Raw genomic sequence first — 24,742 nt, forward strand, 5'->3', positions numbered from 1 at the left:
TGGTGTTTCGCCGTGACCAGTCAATATCAATCGACATAAAATAAATAACCCGCAGGAGAACGAATCTCCCGCAGGTACAATTAGTCTTTGCCGCTATTTTTTAAAAAATGTGGATTTACTTGCTCCATTTCATCATCTGTCGCTGCAAAATCCCAATCATCATCATCATCATAGCTGTAGCCTTTTCGATCAACCCGTACAAAAAGCTTTGTATCACCAAGCACCTGAACGAGAAATTCGCGTTCGACATCTACATTGAGCTGATGACCTTTTCCTGTTATTTTGCACTCCAGGCAATTCGGCTGCTGCAGCACTTTACAAATCACATCATAATCATCATTTAAGCAGTGCTCATCTCGAACAGATAGTGGAATGATATCTGTATAGGTGACACGCTCTGTGACGACCTCTGTTTTGGTATTATCATTATAGGCATACCAAATGTTAATATCATACGAACCGCTAACCTCAACAGAATCCTTTGATTTCTTTTTAGCATGGTATAGATGATTTATCACCCAGCATCCCAAAATGCTTGTCGGGCGATGGGATGGTGAAATGGAATGGGTTGCCTGTGTAAACTTTTTGCCGCGGCCGCAAACGGCTTTCGTAATGATTTCTCTATAGTCTTTTTCTAGAAAACTCATAATAACGTTTACCTCCTCTTTTTTCATAGTCATTTTATGCAAGACAAATACCTAAAGTGCATCGGACTTCTATGAAAAGCAGCAGGTAACGCTTTAAAAGGAAAAAAAGCCGCGCTGGAATACAGTTTCCGCACGGCTTTTACCTCTTTATTAAATTAATGATCACAGCTGGTTGCTGGAGCATGCTTTCGTTTCGAACCGGTTTCACCAGAAAGTAAATCTCCACCAGTTGATTCAATTACATGATTGGTTACTTCTCTAGCGATTGTACCAGTTACTAGCTGAAGCACATCATTAACAAGAATTTGTGTTTCTTTAAATTCTTGTACAACCGGAATATCATCAATCTCTGCCTGTAAACGATCGATTTCTGCTTCTACCTTTTTCAATGCTTCTGTTTTTTCATATGCTTGTAGATTTACAGCTTGTTTTTGCAATGCTTTGATACGCTTAATCAGCTGTTGTACTTTTTGATTCTCATTAATCTTTGCTTCAACTTGTTTGAAACGGTCAATTTCTTCCGTGTTCGCAAGCATATTCGCTAAATTCTTAGCCTCATCCAATATTTGATTACGAGTATATTCCGCCATCTCAATTCACCTCAACTGTATTTTCTACCATGACGCCATCCAAAGACCACGTTTTGGCCTCGGTGATTTTCACTTCCACAATTTTTCCGACTGCTGATGCTGGTCCAACAAAATTAACCAGTTTATTTCTTTCCGTGTATCCGGCAAGTACGTCCGGGTTCTTCTTGCTTTCCCCTTCCACAAGCACCTTCACCGTTTTACCTTCATATGCTTTCATGGAAGCAGCCGATTGTTTATTAACTAGTTCATTTAAACGATATAGCCTTTGTTTCTTCACTTCCATCGGTACATCGTCTTTGCGGCGTGCTGCTGGTGTTCCTTCACGTGGAGAATAAATGAAGGTATAAGCAGCTTCAAAGCCCACTTCTTCCATTAATGTCATGGTTTCCTCAAATTGTTCATCTGTTTCATTCGGGAACCCTACAATAATATCAGTCGTTAACGTAGCATTCGGCATTGCTTTTTTGATTTTTGCAACAAGCTCCAGATAATCCTCCCGCGTATACTTACGGTTCATCCGCTTAAGCACTTCGCTGCTGCCAGATTGTACAGGCAAATGGATATGATCCAGTAAATTGCCGCCCTGTGCGAGTACTTCAATTAAACGATCATCGAAATCTCTTGGATGTGATGTCGTAAAGCGAATTCTTGGAATATCAATTTGATGCAGTGCATCCATTAAGTCTCCTAATCCATACTCCATGTCTTCAAAATCTTTCCCATATGCATTTACATTTTGCCCGAGTAATGTAATCTCCTGATAGCCATTAGCTGCGAGATGACGTACTTCTTGGATAATATCCTCTGGACGACGGCTTCTTTCTTTTCCGCGGGTCATCGGTACGATACAATACGTGCAAAACTTATCACAGCCATACATGATATTTACCCATGCTTTAATTTTCCCGTGGCGGACCTTTGGAAGGTTTTCAATGATATCTCCTTCCTTGGACCATACCTCAACTACATTCGCTTTGGAAAACATTGCTTCCTTTACCAAATGCGGCAAACGGTGAATGTTATGGGTGCCAAAAATCAAATCAACATGCTGGTGTTTTTTCAAGATACGATTCACGACAGACTCTTGCTGTGACATACAGCCACATACACCAAGAATCAGATCCGGTTTTTCAAGCTTCAATGGTTTTAAATGGCCAATTTCACCAAACACTTTGTTTTCCGCATTCTCACGGATGGCACATGTATTCAATAGAATAATATCTGCATCATTCGTATCATTAGTTGCTTCATATCCCATTTCCGTTAGTATACCTGCCATTACTTCTGTATCATGCTCATTCATTTGACAGCCATATGTACGTATAAGAAATTTTTTGCCTGCACCAATATCAGACATATCTTCTGGTATGTCAAAGTCATAATGAACATTTACCTTTTCACGACCGCGTTTTCTGGCTTTATTTATATTAGGAGGCTGATATGTCGTTTCGAAATACTTCGCAAAATCAGCACTTGTCTTTTCATGCAACGGTTTTTCTTTTGCAGGACCTTCGCCCGCATTATCTAAAGTATTGATTTGCGCTTGCTGCTTGCGCTGTTGTTCGTTCATGGTTATGCCCCTTTCCCTTCAATCATGCACGAAAGCATTATACATTATTACAGTATAAAGCCTTTCCCTCAATTAAACAATACATGACCCCTATGCGCAAACAGAAACCTTCCAATATATTGGAAGGTTACTAAATTTGTCATATTTATTGGAGAAACGTCACCAAGTAAAAACGTGTTGCGTTTGCACGCAACACGAATGATCAAGCGATTTCCCATCGATAAAGTCAGCAACAACCTCATTTAGAAGCAATTGTTCCCTATCTTGGCTCTATAATTAGTTTAATGGCAGTGCGTTCTTCATTTTCAATCATGATGTCGGTAAAGGCTGGGATGCATATTAAATCAACTCCACTCGGTGCCACAAATCCTCTGGCAATAGCAACTGCTTTCACGGATTGGTTTAATGCACCCGCACCGATTGCCTGAATTTCTGCTGTGCCGCGTTCCCGTAGTACATTTGCAAGTGCACCTGCTACTGAGTTTGGGTTTGATTTAGCTGAAACTTTTAATATTTCCACTGCTAGTACCTCCCTCATATCCTAATGTAGTGCTACTGCTACTATATTCCTTTGAATTGATGCTTATTCCTTTATTATGGAGGATGGTGCTTGGGAATTCAAATTGTCAGCCAAAGAAAGGATGGTCATCATTGATTAAAATTCGCTTGATTTCTTTCGCTTTACCTGTTTTTTGATCCATTTCTGCCACGACTCCGCTTAGTTGATTTCTTCCCTTTTCATCAATATCGAAACGTACTGGCAGTGCAGTTAAAAATCTTTTCATCACAGCGTCTCTTTGTACACCAAGGATACCATCGTATGGTCCCGTCATGCCGACATCAGTAATATAGGCTGTTCCTGCTGGTAAAATGCGTTCATCAGCAGTCTGTACATGTGTATGGGTACCGACAACACAACTCACCCTGCCATCTACATACCATCCCATTGCTTGCTTTTCACTCGTTGCCTCTGCATGAAAATCAAGAAAAATAAGATTAGTCCGTTTCTTTGCCTCTGTAATATAATGATCTACGGTTCGAAATGGATCATCGATGGCTGGTAAAAATGTGCGGCCTTGTAAATTGATGACTGCGATTTCAGTGCCATTCATCTGGATATAGGCAATACCATTTCCTGGTGTTCCTTCGGGAAAATTTGCTGGACGAATCATATATTTGGCATCGTCAATAAACTCAAATATTTCCCGCTTGTCCCACGCGTGATTTCCCAAGGTTACAACCTGTGCTCCCCATTCCAAAAACTGCTTATATATTTTTTCGGTTATTCCTTTTCCTGCAGCAGCATTTTCACCATTGATAATTACGACATGCGGCTTATACTTCTCTTTTAATTTTGGCAAATATTCTTGTACCATTTTTCTACCTGGGGAACCAACAACATCCCCAATAAATAAAATTTTCATTCCATCTTCATTCCTTATCTCTCTTATGTCATTCTTCCTATGTTCTATATTCCATCATACCACGTTTTACGGTTAGGTAAGCCTCTTTTCAGTTGAGAAATATGAAAATACATTTTGCAAAAGATGATCTTCAATATAAAAAAGCGGCCAAATTGACCGCTTTTCTTATTTTGCATATTCAACAGCTCTTGTTTCACGAATCACTGTAACTTTAATATGTCCAGGGTAATCTAATTCCCCTTCAATTCGCTTGCGAATATCTCTTGCAATACGAACAGATTCCATATCATCAATTTCATCAGGCTTTACAATGATACGAATTTCTCTACCAGCTTGGATCGCATATGATTTCTCAACGCCTGTAAAGGATTCAGAGATTTCTTCCAGCTTTTCCAAACGACGGATGTAATTCTCCAAGGTTTCACTTCTTGCGCCCGGCCGCGCTGCGGAAAGTGCATCTGCTGCTGCTACAAGTACAGCAATGACAGACGTGGCTTCCTCATCTCCGTGGTGTGACGCAATAGAGTTGATTACAACATCATGTTCCTTGTATTTCATTGCAAGCTCTTTACCGATTTCGACGTGGCTTCCTTCTACCTCATGATCAATTGCTTTACCGATATCATGAAGTAATCCCGCTCTTCTTGCTAATGACTCATCTTCGCCCAGTTCAGCAGCAAGCAATCCTGAGAGATACGCTACCTCAGTTGAATGCTTCAGTACATTTTGACCATAGCTTGTACGATATTTTAAGCGTCCAAGTATTTTGATTAAATCAGGATGTAGACCGTGTACATTTACCTCGAATGTTGTTTCTTCACCAACTTCACGAATATGCTCGTCTACTTCACGTCTAGCTTTATCCACCATTTCCTCAATTCTAGCTGGGTGGATTCTACCATCCTGCACTAGCTTCTCAAGTGCCATACGAGCTGTTTCTCTTCTTATTGGATCAAAACCAGATAAAATAACAGCTTCTGGTGTATCATCAATGATTAAATCAATTCCAGTCAACGTTTCCAACGTTCGGATATTACGACCTTCACGTCCGATGATCCGTCCCTTCATTTCATCGTTAGGAAGGTTAACAACCGATACAGTTGTTTCTGCAACGTGATCTGCAGCACAACGCTGCAAGGCTAATGAAAGAATGTTCTTCGCTTTTTTATCCGCTTCTTCCTTTGCACGGTTCTCCGCTTCTTTAATCATTAAAGCTGATTCATGTGCTACCTCTTTTTCGATCCGCTCCAAAATAATCTGTCGCGCCTGGTCAGTGGTATATCCTGAAATGCGTTCAAGCTCTGTCTGCTGTTCCTGCAGCATGGATTCCACTTTGCTTTCCATTTCTTCAATTTGTTGTTGTTTTTCCGTTAGAGACTGTTCTTTCTTCTCCAACATGAGCTCACGCTTATCAAGCGTCTCACTTCTTCTGTCCAGATTTTCTTCTTTTTGCATCAGGCGATTTTCTTGTTTTTGCATTTCCGTGCGACGTTCGCGCAATTCCTGCTCTGTCTGCTGGCGAAGCTTATGATTTTCTTCCTTCGCCTCAAGAAGTGCCTCTTTCTTAGCGGCATCTGCATTCCGACGTGCTTCTTCAACTATTTGCTTTGCTAAATTTTCCGCACTGGAAATTTTAGCTTCTGCAATAGATTTACGAATCAGATAACCAACAACAATACCGACGATTAGGAACAAGGCAAGCAAAATGGAGATGGTTATGGGATTGTCCATGATTTCACCTCCTATTGCTATAAAGTTTTTGAATTCATTATTGTCGGCATGTACCATATTCAATGAATAATAACCAAATGTATAATAAAATATAAAATTATACAACTTAATTTTAAATGTCTGTCATCTCAATGTCAAGGAAACGTCACAAGTATTATCGAATAAAAAGAACGAACTTTGAATTTTATGAACCTCTGATAAGCTTGTATGCAAAAAGGCTCCACTGTATTTATACAGCGGAACCTTTTTCAATCATACATCCAAAGTTTCTTGGCCCATTTCTTCGGCAGACTCTTCCGTTGCTGCTGTTTCATCTAATTGATAATGTGCCCGTATTGCTTGGTGAATCTCATTCATAATTGCTTCATTCTCTCGAAGGAAAATCTTTGCATTCTCCCGTCCTTGACCAAGACGCTCTCCTTCATACGAATACCATGCACCACTCTTTTGAACAATATCAAGCTCTGAACCAATATCTAGTATTTCACCTTCTTTGGAAATACCTTCTCCATACATAATATCGACTTCTGCTTGTTTAAATGGTGGAGCAACTTTATTTTTAACAACTTTAATTCTAGCCTTGTTTCCGACCATATCGTTACCAATTTTTAAGGTTTCTGCGCGACGGACCTCCAGACGGACAGAAGAATAGAATTTCAATGCCCGACCACCTGGTGTCGTTTCAGGATTACCAAACATTACGCCAACTTTTTCACGAATTTGGTTAATAAAGATAGCCGTTGTTTTTGATTTATTAATCGCACCAGATAGCTTTCTTAAAGCTTGAGACATCAAACGAGCTTGTAAACCGACGTGGGCATCTCCCATTTCTCCTTCTATCTCAGCCTTCGGAACAAGCGCAGCTACAGAGTCTACGACAATAATATCAACTGCACCACTACGTACAAGTGCCTCGGCAATTTCCAATGCTTGTTCCCCAGTGTCAGGTTGTGAGAGTAGGAGTTCTTCGATGTTTACACCCAATGCCCTGGCATAGTTCGGATCCAGTGCATGCTCGGCATCAATAAATGCAGCTTGTCCACCTTTTTTCTGCGCCTCTGCAATCGCATGCAAGGCAACAGTTGTTTTACCAGATGATTCTGGTCCATATATTTCAATTACACGCCCACGTGGATATCCACCTATTCCTAATGCAACATCCAATGCAAGTGAGCCACTTGGTATCGTTTCAATCTTTTGAATTTCTTGTTCTCCAAGTTTCATAATAGAACCTTTTCCAAATTGCTTCTCTATTTGTCTCAATGCCATATCTAAAGCCTGTTTTCTATCACTCAACGAGACTACCTCCTTTAATGAACTATTACCATCATACATGGTTTCTGTCTGTTTGCCAAGAAAAATCGAATAAACGTTCCCCTATTTTAGATTACTTTTTTATACCATTTTGGAAACTTTATATGAACAAGCTAGGATAAAATTAAATAATAGCCATTGATACCACGACAAAATTAATCCTCTAAGTACCTCATTAAAATTTCAAAGCCTTTTATCATCGCCCGCTTTCGAATAGTATTTCGGCCACCTTGAAGCAATAATTTTTCCACATGGTGACGGGTACCATTCGTTACGCAAATATATACCGTGCCAACTGGTTGTCCTTCCGACGTATCCGGACCTGCTACACCAGTAAAGCCAATCCCAATATCTGCTTGCAGTAATTCTCTTACCCGGCTTGCCATTTCAGTGGCACATGCAGCACTTATCGTTCCCTCGGCTTCAATTGTTTCTCTAGCCACACCTAAGACATCCCGTTTAATATCCTCCGCATAGCTAATGATGCCGCCCTTACAAATCATTGCTGCACCTGGAATCGAAATAAGCTGTTCGGTAAACATACCGCCTGTAAGGCTTTCAGCAGCTGCAATTGTTTGGTTTTTTGCTTTCAACAGACCTGCAACGCGGTGCTCCAATGTCTCTTCATCTGATCCATAAAAATAAGCACCTACACGTTCCAAAATCTTTTCCTTCGTATCATGTAGTAATTGTTCTGCCTGCTGCAACGATTCTGCTTTAGCAGTTAACCGTATAATCAGTCCAGTTTCCTGGGCGAGTGGCGCAATAGTCGGATTGGTTTGTGCATCAATTAAATCTTTCAATACATCCTCAAGCTTTGCCTCGCCAATCCCAGCAAAGCGTAGTACAGTTGATTTTATTAATACAGTACCGCCAATCCAGGTTTGAATTTGCGGAATAACAAATTGCTTCATCATCTGTTTCATTTCTCTAGGAACACCCGGAAGAAATATCCATGTTTTCCCTTGATAGGTTACAACCATTCCCGGTGCCATTCCGACTTCATTCGGAATCACTTCTGCTCCAGTAAAAACACGTGCTTGTCTCCGATTATTTTCTGTCATGTCCATACCACGTGACTGGAAAAATGTTGTAATATAATCCATGGAGGGTGTATGTATCTCCATGTCAAGCCCTGATAAGGATTGAAAAGCTTCTCGTGTTAAATCATCTTCTGTCGGACCAAGCCCTCCTGTTACAATAATAAGATCTGACCGCTCGGCAGCGAGGGAGAAAGCCGCCGTTACCCGAGCTAAATTATCCCCAACTACACTATGGTAAAATACGTTAACACCGCAGTCTGCTAGCTCACTTGATATCCACTGTGCATTCGTATTTGCAATTTGCCCAAGTAATAGTTCTGTACCTACAGCTATGATTTCGCCATTTATTTGCTTCATTATTTGGAATCCCTCATTACATGCCAGTTTTTAATAAAATATTCCAACCCTGATAAAACGGTAAAGAAAAGTGATACGTATAACATGATTGTTCCAAACGGAAAACCTAAATACGAAAACGGATAATTATGTAGTAACAAAGCAGCAATCGCCACCATCTGGGTTGCTGTTTTTAGTTTACCCATTTTACCAGCTGCAAGTACAATTCCTTCACCAGCTGCTACAAGTCGAAGCCCAGTAACTGCAAATTCTCTGCTAATAATCACAATAACAACCCAGGCTGGTGCCAGTCCAATTTCAATTAATAAAATTAAAGCTGCCGATACGAGTAGCTTATCTGCTAATGGATCCAAAAATTTCCCCAAATTGGTGACCAGATTATATTTACGGGCATAATATCCATCGACCCAATCTGTTGCTGCTGCGATGATAAAAATCATTGCCGCAACAAAATGTGCCACTGGAAGCGTAGCATTACCAATTTCCCATCCTCCCCATGAAAAAGGTACTGTCATTAAAACAATAAAAATTGGAATCAATAAAATACGTGACATGGTCAATCTATTAGGTATATTCATCATTTAAACCTCCAAGTTGTTATCTGGTTAAATCAAAAAGCACCAAGCTGCGGTCGTTGGGGATGCTAGATGGTTCCAACGAAACACGGTGGCACATAACGTTGCCCCTATCATTTGAATAGCATGTCCTGTAGTCCAGCTACTGCTAGCAAAGGACGCCACACCGGTTAACGCTCTAAGCTTTATGAACAAAACCCTTCCCTTAACTCGAAGGGAAGGGTTTCTTATTCATTATTTTCTTTTTGTATCACAAGCCAAAAACGTTGAACAGTTGCCTCAGAAGGATACGCTAATTCAGTACCGTTAACGGTCACCTTTAGCCCCGGTGTGCTACCAATGTTCAAATAAATTTTTTCAGCATCGTCGATTTTTAATTCCATCGGTGAATCATTGCTAGTGAAAACTGCACCATAATAGGAGTGACCTGCTTCATTCTTAACATCTAGCCACGTTTCACCATCTGTTTCAAATTCCAATACCACTTCTTCACCTGATTGTTTTACATTCACCGTGTGCTCCGGCTTACTGCCAGTTCCTGTCTCCACTAATTCCAATTCAGTGGTCTCGTTATCAGGTTCCTCAGCTGTCTCATCATCACTATTATTGTCAGTTTCGTCCCCTGATGCATTCTCATCTTCGGGATCATCTTCTACATCGCCTGGTTGCGATGTATCATTTTGATCCGGTCTGTTAATAACATTATCCTCTGTTTCCGGTTCGCCGTTATCGTCGGATGGAGCCCTTTCAGAAATAAACCACCAGGCAGCAAATAAAATACCAATAATTAAAATGACGACAATAATCGTTGGGATAATCGAAAATAATGCACTATTTTTTTGTGGATTACTATCTCTTCTTGAACGCTGAATTCTTGTGTATTGAGTCGTCTCTTCCTCTGCCTGATTTGGCAGCTCATCCTTATACGACTCTAGCAATTCATTTGCATCAAGTCCCACTGCAACGGCATATTCCTTAATAAAAGCCCGTGCGTAAAATTTCCCAGGCAAAATATTGAAGTTTCCTTCTTCAATGGCAATGAGATAACGTTTTTGTATTTTCGTTGTTTCTTGTAATGTATCTAAAGAAATACCCTTTGTTTCTCTAGCTTCTTTTAGTTTTGAGCCTATCTCCATAAATAACACCATCCATTTTAAAAATCAAACATGGAAAACCCGCTTCCCTGCTCAAACTGGTTCTTTTCAACTTGTTCGTAAGTAATTTCTTCGTCTTCATGACTGCGAAGCTCAATAATATAGTCAAAATCGTCTAAGTCATATTCGGTTGATTGAATAAAAATATCTGGATGCTCCACAACCTTTACGGCAGGAAGCTGCATAATTTCTCTAATGAGTTGCCAATGCTGGTCATTGGCACGTTGCTTCGAAACAACCCCATCGATGATAAAAATATTATCAGGACTATATTCACCAGCTATCAATTGACTTCGTACTGTTTGTTTTAATAGTGTACTGGATACGAATAACCAACGTTTATTAGCACATACACTTGCAGCAACGACTGATTCCGTCTTTCCCACACGTGGCATGCCTCTTACACCGATGAGCTTATGACCTTCATTTTTATACAGTTCGGCCATAAAATCCACGAGTAAACCAAGTTCATCCCGTACAAAACGCACCGTTTTGCGATCTTCACTGTCCCGATGGATATATTTACCATGGCGAACAGCCAATCGATCACGTAGTTTTGACTTACGTAGCTTTGTCAAACGTATCGTATCCATCGTTTCAAGGACAGAACGCAAGCGCAGGATTTGCTCTTCATGCTTGGCAAGCAAAAGCATTCCCCGTTTTGCGTTTTCCAAACCATTTATTGTAATAATATTTATGGATAGCATTCCCAACAAGGAAGATATATCTCCAAGTAATCCAGGCCGGTTCAGCTGAATTTCGTATTCGAGATACCATTCTGTTCTATCCATAACAATCTCCTTTGTTCATATATACTCTATTCATGTTACCCAATCATATATAGAAATGCAATATATCTATAATAATAAACGATTTTGTGTATAGTTGAAAGATAATTATCCTATTTTTTGTGATTCTACGAAAAAAATCGTGATTTTTAACACCATGTACATGCTAATGTATGCATATTCTCCATATATATGCCTAACTACCGGAAGTAAAGTAGTACTGTCATACACAAGAATGAAGCTTTTTGAAATCTATTTATAGGCTTGCTTAGATTAGCATGAAGCAAATCTAACTACTATTACCTATAAAAAAGAAGCTGCGTCTGTCTGCAGCTTCCTCTCTTGTGTCTTAATGTGTATTTCCTTTTTGAACAAGCTTCACCATGGTATTAGCAATTGCTTGTTGTTCTTCCTTTGAAGCAGCATTCCATAACTCTCTTAGCACAGCAGTTTCATCATTTTTGACCTCTACCGATTTAGCTAAGTAATCGCCTACTTCATAAGCAACATTTGATATCGTTTCCTGGGACATTCCTTCAGATTGAGCTTGTTCCAGTCGATTGGCAAGGAAATCTTTCCACGTTTCATAATTGTCCAATACAGACATATTCATTCCTCCTTCATTTTTACATGTATAGTATCTGAGGGAAAGCATCTGTTTATACATGATAAAAAAAGAAGATGATAAATATGTTTACCAACCACCGTTCATACCAATAATTTCACCATTAATATAACCGGCTTGCTCATGCATAAGAAAGCTGATAGTATGCGCCACTTCCTTACTTGTACCAGCACGATGCACGGGAATTTCAGCCAAAATACTATCTTTTTCCTCCGCTAGTAAATGCCCATTCATTTTAGTGTCAATATATCCGGGACTAACAGCATTTACCGTAATGCCGCTAGCACCCACTTCCTTTGCAAGAGCTTTTACAAATGTATTTTGTGCCCCCTTCAAAGCCGAATAAACGACCTCATTACTCGCACCAACCTCGCCCCAAATGGACGTAATAAAAATGATGCGACCCGATTTATTTCGAATCATTTCCGGTAATAAATGCTTCGTAATCATCATCGGTGCTTTAACGTGTATCGTTAACATTTCATCTATTTTTTCAATAGGCATTTCTTGAAATAAACCGTAATAAGCATTGCCACTAGCAAAAATAATAATATCCACCCGAAAAACAAGCGCTGCTAGTAGCTGTTTAACCGCCTCTATATTGGACATATCACATTGCAGTTCCGCCAAAATAGATTCCCGTTCGACTTGCTCACGAACCCTCACTAGCATGTCTCGATTCCGATTATAATGTAAGAGAAGCTGATAGCCTTCTTTTCCAAGCTGTATTGCTATTTCGCTCCCAATATCTCCACTTGCCCCAATAATCAAAGCTGTTTTCCTCATAAATCTATCTACCCCGCAGTTATTTTACATACCGTTAAACGTTCCTCATCAATCCAGTCCTGCACATATGCACGAATATCATCCGTAGTAAATGATTGTACCTGAGGAATTAAATCAAATAATTCCACCCCTGCCAACTGGTAATGGGTGTATTTATTGGTCAAATATTCAAGTGAATTCATGGAACGTAATAACTGACCAATCTTCTTACGTTTCATTAATTCCGCATCATGATCCGATATATCTATCTCTTTTGTGCTGAGCAACAGTTGCTTCACGCGGTCTGCAAATGCATCTGGTTGATCCGTATTGCTTCCAATCATGGAATAACCAAAATTACGATCTAAATTGGTTTCATAATAAAAACTATCGTCAATAAAATTTTCTTCATAAAGGGCCTGGTAAAAGGATCCGCCTTTTGAGAAGAAATGTGTCATCACCATATCCTGTAGCATATCCTTCTTTAAAAAAGTCTCTCCCGACAATCGTGTCCAAGCTTCTTTAATGCCTACCGTACATTTAGCTATCGAGACCGGCATATGAATTTCATGAACTGCCTTAGCAGCATTCGCAGGTTCGTCCGGCTCTTCACGAATAACCTCAGCCATTTTATCAAACTGTTTATTACGCTGGTTTTCTTTAATCAGCTCCATCATGGCTGCTTCATCAAAATTACCAGCGATAGAAAGTATCATATTTTCCGGATGATAAAACGTATGGTAGCACGTATATAAATCGTCCTTCGTAATCGATTGAATAGATTCTACTGTACCAGCAATATCAATGTTTACAGGATGATGCTGGAATAGACCTTGAATGGTCCCCATAAAAGAACGCCAATCCGCTTGATCATCATACATATTAATTTCTTGTGCAATAATACCTTTTTCCTTTTCAACCGATTGTTCCGAAAAGAAAGGATCCTGTACGAAATCAAGTAGTGTTTCTACGTTTTTTTCAATCTGGCTTGTTGCAGAAAAAAGATAAGCCGTTTTGGTAAAAGATGTATAAGCATTGGGGGATGCACCTTGCTTACCAAAATCAGCAAAGACGTCCCGATCTTCCTTCTCAAATAATTTATGCTCTAAAAAGTGAGCAATCCCTTCAGGTACGGTAATTTCTTCTGACTCACCAATGGGAACGAAGGTTTGATCAATGGATCCATAATTTGTTGTAAACAATGCAAAAGTCTTGGACATATCCCTACGCGGCATTAAACATACCGTTAGTCCATTCTCCAGTTTTTTTGTAAATACCGTTTCTTGTATGTCAGGATAGTTTTGTTTATTCAACTTCTGCACCCCCTTTGGTAGTCAATAAATAGACTGTGTCTTCTTGCATGCGATTTGCCACGTTTACTACCTCTTCTTTTGTAACGCTGCGAATTCCTGCTAAAAGTTGATCAGGTGATCGTCTTCTTTGCCCGATAACCTGCTGATATAATACTTCAATGATTCCTTGTGGATTATCTAAGGTTTCTAACAATTGGTTAATCGTTAAATCTTTAATTTCATTCATCTCTGTCTCTGAAAAATCGCCTTGCTTCATGGCCGTCATTTGTTCTTCAATGATATTGCGAGCTTTCTCATAGTCTGCAGGTGCAATACCGCTAAAGACCAACAATAATCCCTTATGGCTCTCCATTCTAGAAGAAGCATAATAAGCAAGGCTATTCTTTTCCCGTACATTTAAAAATAGCTTAGAGCTGGGGAACCCGCCAAACAAACCATTAAATACTTGTAACGCATCATAATCCTCATCCCGGTATGTACAATGTGTACGATAGCCAATATGAAGCTTTGCCTGCTGGATATCCTGGTGATCCAATACTTCCTGGACGGACTCTCTCTTTACGTCATGAGACGAAGCTTGTGTGGCTCCAGATTGATGACTACTATTCAATTCCATAGTCGAAGCGACTAATTTTTCCGCAGATGCTTCATCTAAATCGCCAAGCAAATAAAAGTCGATTTGGTCTTCCTCTAGCATTTTTTTATAATACTCGTAGACCGTCTTTTCATCTAATTGTTCCAGATCAGCCTCATCACCATATACATGTAATTGATAAGCTTCCTCTTTACACATTTCATCAATTAGTCGCATATTTGCGTATTGCATTTTATCATCAATGATGGCATGCATTTTCTTTTTTAAACCTTGTTTTTCCCGTGCGAATACATTTGGCTCAAAACCATCCTCTGTCACATTTGGATGACAGATAATTTCATTGAGCAATTTAATAGCTTCTTTCAAAATGCCATTTTCAGAAGGGATAAATTTATCATTGGCGATTTCCAGACGAAAGCTAATAATGTGATTTTCACCTTTTTTGGCGCCATCGATGGATAAAACGGCACCGTATAAGTAGTTAAGCTCTTTTTGAAATGCTGTGCGTGATGGATAATTTTTTGTACCCTGCTGAAGTAAGTACGGTAATAATGCCCGCATCGTGATGGTATCTTTTTCGAGGGGAGCTTTGAACTTCACAACCATACTAATGGTTTTAAATTTGGAATTGGGAACTACATGTAACTGATAACCATTCACCGGTATAATATCTTCTTGAATTGTTTTCATTCGTCATCCTCCAACAAAAATTCATCTAGACCGTAGTCAAAATGCCGTATCACATACTAATTAACATCCGTGCCAATTCACAGAACGTTTTAAAAAGTATATGCCAGTAATATTCTTAGTTTAACACCGTTTAATTATTGTATCCAATATAATCCAATTAGATGCTCGATTCGAATCCTCGTTTGAAAAAAGCTCAAAAAAACGGCCCTCCATTTGCTGGAAGGCCTTTGTAGTGACTCTACTTTATCTACTACCTTTAATATACGGCACACCATTTGCTTTCGGTGCATCTGCACGGCCAATAAACCCTGCCAATGCTAATATCGTTAGGACGTATGGTGCGATTAATAAAAACACCTGAGGCACATTTTCAAGGATTGGGATACCAGAGCCAACGACACTTAGACTTTGGGCAAAACCGAAGAATAATGCTGCGCCCATTGCCCCAAGCGGATGCCATTTTCCAAATATGACCGCCGCAAGCGACATAAAGCCCTGACCAACAATGGTGGAATGTGAAAAATTGGATACGATGGTTAACGCAAAGACGGAACCACCTAAACCACCAAGTGCACCAGATAAAATGACCGCAATATAACGCATTTTATATACATTAATCCCATTTGTGTCTGCAGCCATTGGATGCTCTCCTACTGCACGTAAACGTAAGCCGAAAGAAGTCTTATACAATACGTACCAAGCAATGAATGCTGCAATAATTGCTAGATAGGACGTAACGTAGATTCCTTTAAAAAAGATAGGGCCAATGAAAGGAATATCTGACAAGAATGGTACATTGGTTGTGAAAAAAGGCTGTGAAACCATGTCTGTTTGACCTTTTCCATACCATTGTTTGGTTAAATATACACCGATTCCAAGCGCTAAAAAGTTAATTGCAACGCCACTCACTACCTGATCAGCCCGAAATGAAATCGATGCAACCGCATGAATGACAGAGAAAATAGCGGATACGATGGTTGCAACAGCAATGGATACCCAAGGGGTCCATACGCCAAAGACATCTGCAAATGCCAGGTTAAACACAATACCGACAAAAGCACCCATTACCATTAAACCTTCCAGTCCAATATTCACGACACCTGAGCGTTCACTGAAAACGCCGCCCAGCGCTGTAAAGATAAGGGGGGCCGAAAAGAATAGTGTCGTAGGAATTACAGATTGTAATATTTCAATCATTTACTTCCCCTCCTTTTTAAAGCGGATCAAAGCCCATCTTATGATGTAACTAGAAGCTACAAAGAAAATAATTAATGCGATAATAATATCCACAAGCTCAGTCGGTACACCAGCACCTGTAGGCATTTCACCTGCACCTTCTTTTAGTACACCAAACAGGATGGCAGCAAGTACTACACCAAACGCGGTATTAGCACCTAATAGAGCTACTGCAATCCCATCAAAACCAAGATTGGTAAAACCGGACATGACAGAAATCGTACCATAGGTTCCAAGTCCTTCCATTGCACCAGCTAAGCCTGCAAATGCACCGGCAATAGCCATGGACAGAATAATATTTTTACTCACATTCATCCCTGCGTATTTGGAAGCATGCTGATTAAATCCTACTGCTTTCAGTTCATATCCAATAGTTGTGCGTTGAATCAAGAACCACATCACTGCAGCTGCAAATAAAGCGATTAAAAATCCGTAATGCAGTCTGGAAAAATAGGTAATACCTTGCAGCCATTCCGAAGCAAGCGATGCTGTCGGTGCAATAGCTTCGGTTGTTGTTGTGTGATCCGTTAATACATTTCTAATAATTTCATTGGTAATAAACAAAGCGATATAGTTCATCATAATGGTTACAATAACTTCATGTACTCCGAGCTTCGCTTTTAATATGCCAGGAACGAAGCCCCAAATCGCTCCAGCAAGGGCAGCAGCTGCGATAGCGAGTGGTAAATGAATATACATTGGAGCATCGATCGCTAGTCCAACCCACACTGCAGCTAACCAACCGACGATTACCTGTCCCTCTGCCCCAATATTGAATAACCCTGTACGGAAAGCAAAGGCAACAGCCAAACCGGTCAAAATAAGTGGGGTTGTTCTGCGGGCCGTCTCCCCTAAAGTAAAGGCGTCACCAAAGGCGCCATTCCAGAGTGCCCGATATCCCTCAATTGGATTATGACCGGATATTAACATGATAATTGCACCGGCAATCAATCCAAGTAGTACTGAAATAATCGGGATAAGGATATTAAAGATTCTATTTCTCGCCATGTGCGCCACCCGCCTTTTCTGCCTGACTTCCAGCCATTAACAATCCGAGCTCCTGTTCATTTGTTGTTTCCGGCTTCACATTTGCCACAATCTTGCCATCAAACATCACCGCGATTCGATCACTCACATCCATAATCTCATCCAGTTCAAATGACACGAGTAATACTGCTTTCCCTTTGTCTCGTTCTTCAATTAGTCTGCGATGGATAAACTCAATCGCACCCACGTCTAACCCACGCGTCGGCTGTGCAGCAATGAGTAAATCAGGAGAACGATCTACTTCCCGCCCAATAATTGCTTTCTGCTGATTTCCCCCAGATAGCGCACGCGCCATCGTATGTTCACTTGGTGTTCTAACGTCATATTCAGCAATAAGCTCTTTTGCCTTTTTAGAAATTGCTTTTTGATTTAATACAGTCTGTTTGGAATATGGTTTTTGATAATACGTTTGCAGCACCATATTGTCGCCGATGGAGTAATCAAGCACCAAACCATATTTATGTCTGTCCTGCGGAATATGACCAATACCACTTTCCGTTACTTTTCTCGGTTTTTTATTCGTAATATCTTTATTTTTTAGTTTAATGTGACCAGATTCTGATTTTCTTAACCCTGTAATGGCTTCAATTAATTCTGATTGTCCATTTCCATCCACACCGGCAATCCCAACAATTTCTCCCGCTCTTACATCTAAATTCAAGCCTTTCACGATGTCTACCTTGCGGGTATCTTTCACATGTAAATCAGATATATTTAACACAACCTCCTGTGGCTGTGCCTCTGCTTTGTCTGTCTTAAAGCTAATTTCACGACCTACCATCAATGAAGCGAGCTCAGATACATTTGTCTCAGCAACTTCTACCGTACCAATTCCCTTTCCTTTTCGGATGACGGTGCATCGATCACATACTTCCATAATTTCTTTTAACTTATGCGTGATTAAAATAATGGATTTTCCCTCTTTAATCAAGGAGCGCATGATACCAATAAGTTCATGAATCTCTTGTGGTGTTAAAACAGCGGTTGGCTCATCAAATATTAAAACCTCAGCACCACGGTATAACGTTTTTAAAATTTCTACACGCTGCTGCATACCAACAGAAATATCGCTTATTTTAGCAGTTGGATCAACTTTTAAACCGTAGCGGTCTGATAATTCCTGGATTTCTTTTTCTGCTTTCTTAATATTTATTTTACCTGTTTTTGTTTTAGGTTCTTTACCCAAAATAATGTTTTGTGTTACCGTAAACGGTTCTACAAGCATGAAGTGCTGATGTACCATCCCAATACCGAGTTCGTTTGCAATATTGGGGTTGGTAATGTTTACTTTTTCACCGTTTACACGTATTTCACCTTTTTCCGGTTGATACAGCCCAAAAAGTACGTTCATTAATGTGGATTTTCCAGCTCCGTTTTCACCAAGTAACGCATGAATTTCTCCCTTTTTCAATTGAATCGTAATGTTATCATTGGCTACAATCCCAGGAAATTCCTTCCGAATGTCTAGCATTTCAATTACATATTCCAAACCTCTCACCCCTTGTCCACTATTCATTTTACTTATTTACAAAAGCATAGGCTGCTTTATATTTGATTCGCCAACTAAAATGGGCGGACGCAAATACCGTCCACTTTAGTTGAAGATGGATAAAGCTGGCGAGCAGCTTTATCCACATCCCTTATAGGCCTTCAACGTATGCTTTCGTTTCTTCTCTTGTCTTTGGAACGTCTACATCACCATTCAAAATTTTCTCTTTCCATTCGTTTACCGCTTCAATGATATCATCTGTCATGGCCTCTTCATTTGTAGTTGCCACACTAATTGCATCCTCTTCGATACCATATTCCAGCAATTCTCCGCCATGGTGTTCCCCTTTCATGGCTTGATTGATCACATCTTCTACGGCAACATCAACACGCTTAACCATACTTGTGAATGTAACATTATGATCACCGATTTTACCTTCGTCGTGCTGGTCACGGTCAACACCAATTACCCATAGTTCACGGTCTGGGTCACTCTTTTTAATATCTTTTGCTTCGTTAAATACACCGTTTCCTGTACCACCAGAAGCATGATAAATGATATCAATACCACTGCTATACATATTAGAAGCAATGATTTTACCTTTAGCAGCATCACCAAAGGATTCAGCATATTCAACTTTCACATCAATATCAGGATTTACGGATTTGACACCCGCGATAAACCCAGATTCAAATTTATTAATAAGTGGGGAATCGATTCCACCAACAAAACCAACTTTATTTGTTTTGGTTTTCTTTGCTGCTGCCACACCAACTAGGAAGGAACCTTGATGTTCTTTAAATGTAATACTTGCCACGTTAGGCAACTCAATCACATCATCCACGATGGCGAAATGTGTATCCTTATACTGCTCTGCTATCTTTGTTAAATCCTCTTTTAATTCAAAACCAATACCGAAGATTAGATTATAATCATCACGTACCAAGCGTGTTAGGTTTGGAATGTAATCAGCCTTGTCATTAGACTGCGCATAGTCAAAGCCATTCCCCCTTGATAGACCATGCTCCGCTCCCCAGTTCTGCAAACCTTCCCAAGCAGATTGGTTAAATGATTTATCATCCACACCACCGATATCCGTAACCATTGCAGCACTAAAATCTGCACTTTCCTCTGTACCTTCTTTATCACCGGATGCATTGTCCTTGCCATTATCTTTATCTTTGTCGCTTGAACCACATGCAGCCAATACAAATCCAATTGTTAACATGAAAGCAATTAATAAAAATTTACGATTTTTCACTTTTATACCCTCCTTTTAATATGTCCATGCATGAATAAAAAAGATGTTTTATTAGATTCGTGCTGACACATCACCTCCCGAAATGCACCGTGGTGAAAACCCTTACACCCTTTTCCGCAATACATGAAAACGAAAAATATCTGGTCGAAAATAATTAGCGGAATATAGAACAGGCTCATCATCTTCCGTATAATGCATCTGTTTTAATAAAAATAATGGTTGGTTTTTATCACATTTTAAAACATGATGAATTCTTTCGTTATAACCAACAGGTTCTATGTATGCCACAGCATAGGTAATTCGTTTTTGCAAATGCTGTTCCATCATATGAAATATGGAATCACCAACTGGTTCTTTTTCAATCGGAATATACCCTTCAGGTACTTTATCCACACAAAAGACGACTGGTTCACCATCTGCGGTTCGAACCCGTTCGATTTTAGTCAATCGCTGTAAATGAATTTGATTAAATTTTTCCATTTCGTCCTTGGATGGATCAATCATTTCTGTGGACAAATAAATGGATCCTGGCTGTTTTCCTGCTTGTTCTATCATGTCCGTTACACTAGACAACTCTTCAATTCCTGACGAAAACATTGGTTTCGAATTAACGAATGTTCCTACACCATGTCTTCTTGTGACCGTTCCTTCTTCCTCCAAAATTCGAAGTGCCTCCCGTAATGTTGCACGAGATACTCCTAGTTGTTTCGACAGTAGGTATTCAGAAGGTAACTTTTCTTTTGCTTTATACGTATGGTTTTCGATACCCCGTTTAATTTCATCAATAACCTGCAAATACAAAAGACGTGAATCAGCTTTAATCGACACGTTTTCCCCCCTTTTCCGTCTCGAAGGTCAGACCTCTGACGTATGACGCTTACATACCGTTCATAATATATCATTTATTGTCCAATAAATAAACAGGTAATCGACAAAATAAATGGACAAATTATGAAAGCGTTACCAAATGGGTAGTTAAAAGAACAGTAGTCAGAATAAACATATCATTCATCATTGTCTACTGTTCTTTTATTCACGTGTTTATTATTTATTGGGATAGTTCCTCAGATTGCTGAGAAACTAGTACTGTTCTTGGTTTGCTTCCTTCATATGGACCAACAATTCCACGCAGTTCCATTGCATCAATTAATCGGGCTGCCCTTGTATAGCCAATCCGAAATCTTCGCTGCAGCATGGAAACACTAGCGCTTTGCATTTCGGTTACCAATTGAACCGCATCATCATATAATTCATCATCCACTTCCTCAGCTACCTCAGGATTATCCTCAGGAATCATTTCCTCCTGATAAGATGCTTTCTGTTGATCAATGCAATGATCCACAATCCTTTCCACTTCCTCATCGGATAAAAAAGCACCCTGGACGCGAGTTGGCTTGGAAGCACCTACAGGCATGAATAGCATATCGCCCCTGCCGAGCAGTTTTTCCGCACCGCCGGAATCTAATATGGTCCTTGAATCTGTTTGTGAAGAAACACTAAAGGCAATTCGAGATGGGATATTTGCTTTAATAACACCGGTAATGACATCTACAGAAGGACGCTGGGTAGCGATAATCAAATGAATACCTGCAGCACGTGCCATTTGTGCCAATCTGGTTATCGAATCCTCTACATCACCTGAGGCAACCATCATCAAGTCAGCGAGCTCATCCACCAATACGACAATATATGGAAGATGCGGCTGTGTATTTTCCCCATTCGCTTGATTATGTTTTCGAATATATTCGTTATACCCTTCGATATTTCTCGTGCCACTATCGGAAAACAAATCATATCTTCTTTCCATTTCCGCAACAACTTTCTTCAATGCCCGAGATGCTTTCTTAGGATCGGTAACGACTGGCGCCAATAAATGGGGAATACCATTATACACATTGAGCTCTACTTTTTTAGGGTCAATCATCATCATTTTAACTTCATGCGGCTTTGCTCGCATGAGGATGGTCGTAATAATTCCATTTACACAAACACTTTTACCACTACCTGTTGCTCCGGCAATTAATAGATGCGGCATCTTGTTTAATTCAGCTACAACGGAATCACCTGAAATATCCCGCCCAAGTGCGAATAACAATTTGGAGGATTGTTTCACAGTACTATCCATTACTTCGCGCAACGATACCATTGCTACTTCTTTATTTGGAACTTCAATACCTACCGCAGATTTACCAGGTATTGGGGCTTCAATCCGAATATCCTTTGCAGCAAGTGCAAGTGCCAAGTCATCATGCAAACTAACAATTCGGCTGACCTTCACACCTGCTTCTGGATAAACTTCGTATTTCGTTACTGCCGGTCCAACATGAACCTTCGTAACACGCGCCCTAACCCCAAAGCTTTGGAAGGTTCGTTCCAGCTTTCGTACCGTTGCTTGAATTAGTGATTTTTCTTGTTGTTGGGCATTATGTGTCGGCGGCTCCAATAAATCCAGTGATGGCAGCTCATAAGCTGGGTTTTCCGTTTCTGTAACAGTCATAGAATCATCCAATGCTGTCATGTCTGATTCAGTACTACTTTCGACAGTTTCTACTTCTGTTTTCTCCTGCTGCTTTGTTGGTTTTTCAGAAGCTTGTCCATCAAAGGAATAGGCCACATCAACAAAGTCCTGAATTTCCGGCCCGTCATCTGCTGGGCTATCCTCCAACTGTAGAGGTTCAGGTTCCACGATATCTTTTTGTTGTGCTTGCTCTTCCTTACGCGCTGCTCGTTTTTCATGCCAGTTTTTATAGATTACTTTTATTCTGGCGTATCCTTTGGAAACTAATTCACCAAATGATAAGTCCGTTAAAAAGACCAAGCCAATCATCATAGAAAATACAGCAACAATCTTTGCACCTGCTGCGGAAAACAAGTAATAGCTGCATGCAAAAAGGATCGCCCCGATCATTCCGCCGCCCGTCTGACCTGTCACCCTGCTACCCTCCAGATGGTCCATAAAATTATCCCAGGATGCCCGAATTATCGAAACGTCGTTTGACAGCAGCAGCATCCGTTCAAATGTCTGAATATGTGTAAAGAGTAATAATCCAGCTAATAGAATATAAAGTCCGACAAAACGACGGTGACCAAAATTCGGAAAACGGCGCTTTACAAGTAAGTAAACGCCTGTGGCAAATAAAAATAATGGTGCAGCGACATACCAAATACCAAGAAAGAATCGAAAAATATTTTCTAGACTACTTGGAAATGCGCCATCACTAATTGCACCTGCACCACTTCCAAAAATAGCCAGGAAAATAAATAGTAGGCCAAGCAATTCTACCTTTAGCTTTTGTTTCATATTTCTTTGTTTTTTAGTTGTTTTTTTTCTCTTTCTTTTCGCCATCCCTTTCACCTCTTTAAAGACAGGAAACCTTACATGAATAGTAAACCCCTGCCAAACAAATGGCAAGGGAATCACTAATTTTATTATAGCATAGTTCAAAGTGATGATAGGTTATTTTTGGTGTATATGGTGAATGATTCTTCCTGGTTGATAGTCTGCTTGAAAAAAATCATTCGGATCGGTTGACAGTAGCTGTGTTAATTGAAAGCTTCCATCTTCAAGCCTTCTTGCCTGACAAGTACGTCCACCAACAACAATGCTTTCATATTGTGCGTATTCATCAGCATTACTTGGAAAAATATCTGTTTCACTTAACGGCGTGTATAAGATCATTGAATGACATCTCCCTTAGGCTGTTCCTCTATCAGTTCATTCATTTTTAACATTGCATCATGCACACCGCCAACCTCATCGATTAATCCAATTTCCACTGCATCTGCACCAACTACGTTCGTCCCAATATCTCGTGTCAAATTACCTTTGGCAAACATCAATTCTTTAAAGGTTTCCTCCCGAATACCAGAATGACTTGTAACAAATTTGATGACGCGATCCTGCATTTTATCCAAATATTCAAAGGTTTGTGGAACACCAATTACCAAGCCTGTCAATCGTATCGGGTGAATGGTCATCGTTGCAGTTGGTACAATAAAAGAATAATCTGCAGCTACAGCAATTGGTACACCGATGGAATGTCCACCACCGAGCACAATGGATACAGTTGGTTTGGATATACTGGCTATCATTTCAGATAAGGCAAGTCCAGCTTCTACATCGCCTCCAACCGTATTCAGCAATATAACCAATCCTTCAATTTTCGGATTTTGTTCAATCGCTATCAGCTGAGGTAAAATATGCTCATATTTTGTAGTTTTATTTTGTGGCGGCAGCTGAATATGCCCTTCCACTTGGCCAATAATAGACAGAACATGAATATTGGAATCTGGTGCCTGTGGAATCGTTGTTTGGCCAAGCTGTTGAATTTTTTCGACGAGGGACGATTCAGCATTTCCTTCTTCTTGATTTGTATCTTCTTTTTTTTCTGGCTGCTGATCCATGGGTCAACACTTCCTTTACATCATAATGACTTCCTTTCCTTAGTATGGTCGAGAGTACTTGTTCCATGCGGAAAGTTTTCAAAATGAAACACCCCTTCGTTAGCGTTTTATCTAACGATAGGGG

23 protein-coding genes are annotated in these 24,742 nt (G+C 40.0%); all 23 read right to left on the reverse strand.

Annotation, left to right across the window (positions count from 1 at the left end; genetic code table 11):
- Nucleotides 1-80: 80 nt before the first annotated feature.
- Nucleotides 81-647 carry an outer spore coat protein CotE gene (locus DX933_RS04225; RefSeq protein WP_123315237.1) on the reverse strand — a complete coding sequence of 189 codons (567 nt, stop codon included), beginning with the start codon at nucleotides 645-647 and terminating at the stop codon, nucleotides 81-83.
- Between the two features lie 155 nt (nucleotides 648-802).
- Nucleotides 803-1,237, reverse strand: coding sequence for a RicAFT regulatory complex protein RicA family protein (locus DX933_RS04230; protein WP_123315238.1), 435 nt, complete (start codon nucleotides 1,235-1,237; stop codon nucleotides 803-805).
- 1 nt (nucleotide 1,238) lies between these two features.
- Nucleotides 1,239-2,807 (reverse strand): tRNA (N6-isopentenyl adenosine(37)-C2)-methylthiotransferase MiaB, encoded by a 1,569-nt coding sequence (miaB, locus tag DX933_RS04235; protein ID WP_123315239.1) that lies wholly within the window; start codon nucleotides 2,805-2,807, stop codon nucleotides 1,239-1,241.
- A gap of 259 nt (nucleotides 2,808-3,066) precedes the next feature.
- Nucleotides 3,067-3,327 (reverse strand): stage V sporulation protein S, encoded by a 261-nt coding sequence (locus DX933_RS04240; RefSeq protein ID WP_123315240.1) that lies wholly within the window; start codon nucleotides 3,325-3,327, stop codon nucleotides 3,067-3,069.
- Nucleotides 3,328-3,433: 106 nt separating this feature from the next.
- Nucleotides 3,434-4,231 (reverse strand): TIGR00282 family metallophosphoesterase, encoded by a 798-nt coding sequence (locus DX933_RS04245; protein ID WP_123315241.1) that lies wholly within the window; start codon nucleotides 4,229-4,231, stop codon nucleotides 3,434-3,436.
- A gap of 165 nt (nucleotides 4,232-4,396) precedes the next feature.
- Nucleotides 4,397-5,962 (reverse strand): ribonuclease Y, encoded by a 1,566-nt coding sequence (gene rny, locus DX933_RS04250; RefSeq protein WP_123315242.1) that lies wholly within the window; start codon nucleotides 5,960-5,962, stop codon nucleotides 4,397-4,399.
- Between the two features lie 252 nt (nucleotides 5,963-6,214).
- Complete coding sequence (recA, locus tag DX933_RS04255) at nucleotides 6,215-7,258, reverse strand: recombinase RecA (protein WP_123315243.1); 1,044 nt, start codon at nucleotides 7,256-7,258, stop codon at nucleotides 6,215-6,217.
- A gap of 173 nt (nucleotides 7,259-7,431) precedes the next feature.
- On the reverse strand, nucleotides 7,432-8,676 hold the full coding sequence (locus DX933_RS04260; RefSeq protein WP_123315244.1) for a competence/damage-inducible protein A: 1,245 nt from the start codon (nucleotides 8,674-8,676) through the stop codon (nucleotides 7,432-7,434).
- Nucleotides 8,676-9,254 carry a CDP-diacylglycerol--glycerol-3-phosphate 3-phosphatidyltransferase gene (gene pgsA / locus DX933_RS04265; protein ID WP_123315245.1) on the reverse strand — a complete coding sequence of 193 codons (579 nt, stop codon included), beginning with the start codon at nucleotides 9,252-9,254 and terminating at the stop codon, nucleotides 8,676-8,678. The genes DX933_RS04260 and pgsA overlap by 1 nt, the downstream gene beginning before the upstream one ends.
- A 224-nt stretch (nucleotides 9,255-9,478) precedes the next feature.
- Complete coding sequence (locus tag DX933_RS04270) at nucleotides 9,479-10,387, reverse strand: helix-turn-helix domain-containing protein (protein ID WP_123315246.1); 909 nt, start codon at nucleotides 10,385-10,387, stop codon at nucleotides 9,479-9,481.
- Nucleotides 10,388-10,404: 17 nt separating this feature from the next.
- Nucleotides 10,405-11,196, reverse strand: coding sequence for a DUF3388 domain-containing protein (locus DX933_RS04275; RefSeq protein WP_123315247.1), 792 nt, complete (start codon nucleotides 11,194-11,196; stop codon nucleotides 10,405-10,407).
- A gap of 346 nt (nucleotides 11,197-11,542) precedes the next feature.
- Complete coding sequence (locus DX933_RS04280) at nucleotides 11,543-11,800, reverse strand: DUF3243 domain-containing protein (protein ID WP_123315248.1); 258 nt, start codon at nucleotides 11,798-11,800, stop codon at nucleotides 11,543-11,545.
- A gap of 87 nt (nucleotides 11,801-11,887) precedes the next feature.
- The gene (ymfI, locus tag DX933_RS04285) at nucleotides 11,888-12,604 is read right to left on the reverse strand and encodes an elongation factor P 5-aminopentanone reductase (RefSeq protein ID WP_123315249.1); all 717 of its coding nucleotides are present in this window, start codon (nucleotides 12,602-12,604) and stop codon (nucleotides 11,888-11,890) included.
- Between the two features lie 8 nt (nucleotides 12,605-12,612).
- Nucleotides 12,613-13,896, reverse strand: a complete 1,284-nt coding sequence (yfmH, locus tag DX933_RS04290; RefSeq protein WP_123315250.1) for an EF-P 5-aminopentanol modification-associated protein YfmH — start codon at nucleotides 13,894-13,896, stop codon at nucleotides 12,613-12,615.
- Nucleotides 13,889-15,181 carry an EF-P 5-aminopentanol modification-associated protein YfmF gene (gene yfmF / locus DX933_RS04295; RefSeq protein WP_123315251.1) on the reverse strand — a complete coding sequence of 431 codons (1,293 nt, stop codon included), beginning with the start codon at nucleotides 15,179-15,181 and terminating at the stop codon, nucleotides 13,889-13,891. Before yfmF ends, yfmH begins: the two co-directional genes overlap by 8 nt.
- A gap of 243 nt (nucleotides 15,182-15,424) precedes the next feature.
- On the reverse strand, nucleotides 15,425-16,378 hold the full coding sequence (locus DX933_RS04300; protein WP_123315252.1) for an ABC transporter permease: 954 nt from the start codon (nucleotides 16,376-16,378) through the stop codon (nucleotides 15,425-15,427).
- Complete coding sequence (locus tag DX933_RS04305) at nucleotides 16,379-17,425, reverse strand: ABC transporter permease (RefSeq protein ID WP_123315253.1); 1,047 nt, start codon at nucleotides 17,423-17,425, stop codon at nucleotides 16,379-16,381.
- Nucleotides 17,412-18,953: an ABC transporter ATP-binding protein gene (locus DX933_RS04310; RefSeq protein ID WP_123315254.1), complete on the reverse strand. Its 1,542-nt coding sequence runs from the start codon at nucleotides 18,951-18,953 to the stop codon at nucleotides 17,412-17,414. The genes DX933_RS04305 and DX933_RS04310 overlap by 14 nt, the downstream gene beginning before the upstream one ends.
- A 151-nt stretch (nucleotides 18,954-19,104) precedes the next feature.
- Nucleotides 19,105-20,214 carry a BMP family lipoprotein gene (locus DX933_RS04315; protein ID WP_123315255.1) on the reverse strand — a complete coding sequence of 370 codons (1,110 nt, stop codon included), beginning with the start codon at nucleotides 20,212-20,214 and terminating at the stop codon, nucleotides 19,105-19,107.
- A 102-nt stretch (nucleotides 20,215-20,316) separates the two neighbouring features.
- A complete protein-coding gene (locus DX933_RS04320; RefSeq protein WP_123315256.1) occupies nucleotides 20,317-21,042 on the reverse strand; it encodes a GntR family transcriptional regulator in 726 nt (241 codons plus the stop codon).
- A gap of 220 nt (nucleotides 21,043-21,262) precedes the next feature.
- The gene (locus DX933_RS04325) at nucleotides 21,263-23,560 is read right to left on the reverse strand and encodes an FtsK/SpoIIIE family DNA translocase (protein WP_123315257.1); all 2,298 of its coding nucleotides are present in this window, start codon (nucleotides 23,558-23,560) and stop codon (nucleotides 21,263-21,265) included.
- A gap of 111 nt (nucleotides 23,561-23,671) precedes the next feature.
- Nucleotides 23,672-23,893 (reverse strand): YlzJ-like family protein, encoded by a 222-nt coding sequence (locus DX933_RS04330; RefSeq protein ID WP_123315258.1) that lies wholly within the window; start codon nucleotides 23,891-23,893, stop codon nucleotides 23,672-23,674.
- Nucleotides 23,890-24,618: a ClpP family protease gene (locus DX933_RS04335; RefSeq protein ID WP_123315259.1), complete on the reverse strand. Its 729-nt coding sequence runs from the start codon at nucleotides 24,616-24,618 to the stop codon at nucleotides 23,890-23,892. Before DX933_RS04335 ends, DX933_RS04330 begins: the two co-directional genes overlap by 4 nt.
- Nucleotides 24,619-24,742: the final 124 nt, after the last annotated feature.

It is taken from the genome of Ornithinibacillus gellani, assembly GCF_003730295.1.
GTDB classification, from domain to species: domain Bacteria; phylum Bacillota; class Bacilli; order Bacillales; family Amphibacillaceae; genus Ornithinibacillus_A; species Ornithinibacillus_A gellani.

Bases quoted from the DNA above. Each gene is read 5' to 3' on its own strand.
- DX933_RS04225 (WP_123315237.1), bottom strand. From the start codon at position 647: ATGAGTTTTCTAGAAAAAGACTATAGAGAAATCATTACGAAAGCCGTT.
- DX933_RS04230 (WP_123315238.1), bottom strand. From the start codon at position 1,237: ATGGCGGAATATACTCGTAATCAAATATTGGATGAGGCTAAGAATTTA.
- miaB (WP_123315239.1), bottom strand. From the start codon at position 2,807: ATGAACGAACAACAGCGCAAGCAGCAAGCGCAAATCAATACTTTAGAT.
- DX933_RS04245 (WP_123315241.1), bottom strand. From the start codon at position 4,231: ATGAAAATTTTATTTATTGGGGATGTTGTTGGTTCCCCAGGTAGAAAA.
- rny (WP_123315242.1), bottom strand. From the start codon at position 5,962: ATGGACAATCCCATAACCATCTCCATTTTGCTTGCCTTGTTCCTAATC.
- DX933_RS04260 (WP_123315244.1), bottom strand. From the start codon at position 8,676: ATGAAGCAAATAAATGGCGAAATCATAGCTGTAGGTACAGAACTATTA.
- pgsA (WP_123315245.1), bottom strand. From the start codon at position 9,254: ATGAATATACCTAATAGATTGACCATGTCACGTATTTTATTGATTCCA.
- DX933_RS04270 (WP_123315246.1), bottom strand. From the start codon at position 10,387: ATGGAGATAGGCTCAAAACTAAAAGAAGCTAGAGAAACAAAGGGTATT.
- DX933_RS04275 (WP_123315247.1), bottom strand. From the start codon at position 11,196: ATGGATAGAACAGAATGGTATCTCGAATACGAAATTCAGCTGAACCGG.
- DX933_RS04280 (WP_123315248.1), bottom strand. From the start codon at position 11,800: ATGTCTGTATTGGACAATTATGAAACGTGGAAAGATTTCCTTGCCAAT.
- ymfI (WP_123315249.1), bottom strand. From the start codon at position 12,604: ATGAGGAAAACAGCTTTGATTATTGGGGCAAGTGGAGATATTGGGAGC.
- yfmF (WP_123315251.1), bottom strand. From the start codon at position 15,181: ATGAAAACAATTCAAGAAGATATTATACCGGTGAATGGTTATCAGTTA.
- DX933_RS04300 (WP_123315252.1), bottom strand. From the start codon at position 16,378: ATGATTGAAATATTACAATCTGTAATTCCTACGACACTATTCTTTTCG.
- DX933_RS04305 (WP_123315253.1), bottom strand. From the start codon at position 17,425: ATGGCGAGAAATAGAATCTTTAATATCCTTATCCCGATTATTTCAGTA.
- DX933_RS04325 (WP_123315257.1), bottom strand. From the start codon at position 23,560: ATGGCGAAAAGAAAGAGAAAAAAAACAACTAAAAAACAAAGAAATATG.
- DX933_RS04330 (WP_123315258.1), bottom strand. From the start codon at position 23,893: ATGATCTTATACACGCCGTTAAGTGAAACAGATATTTTTCCAAGTAAT.
- DX933_RS04335 (WP_123315259.1), bottom strand. From the start codon at position 24,618: ATGGATCAGCAGCCAGAAAAAAAAGAAGATACAAATCAAGAAGAAGGA.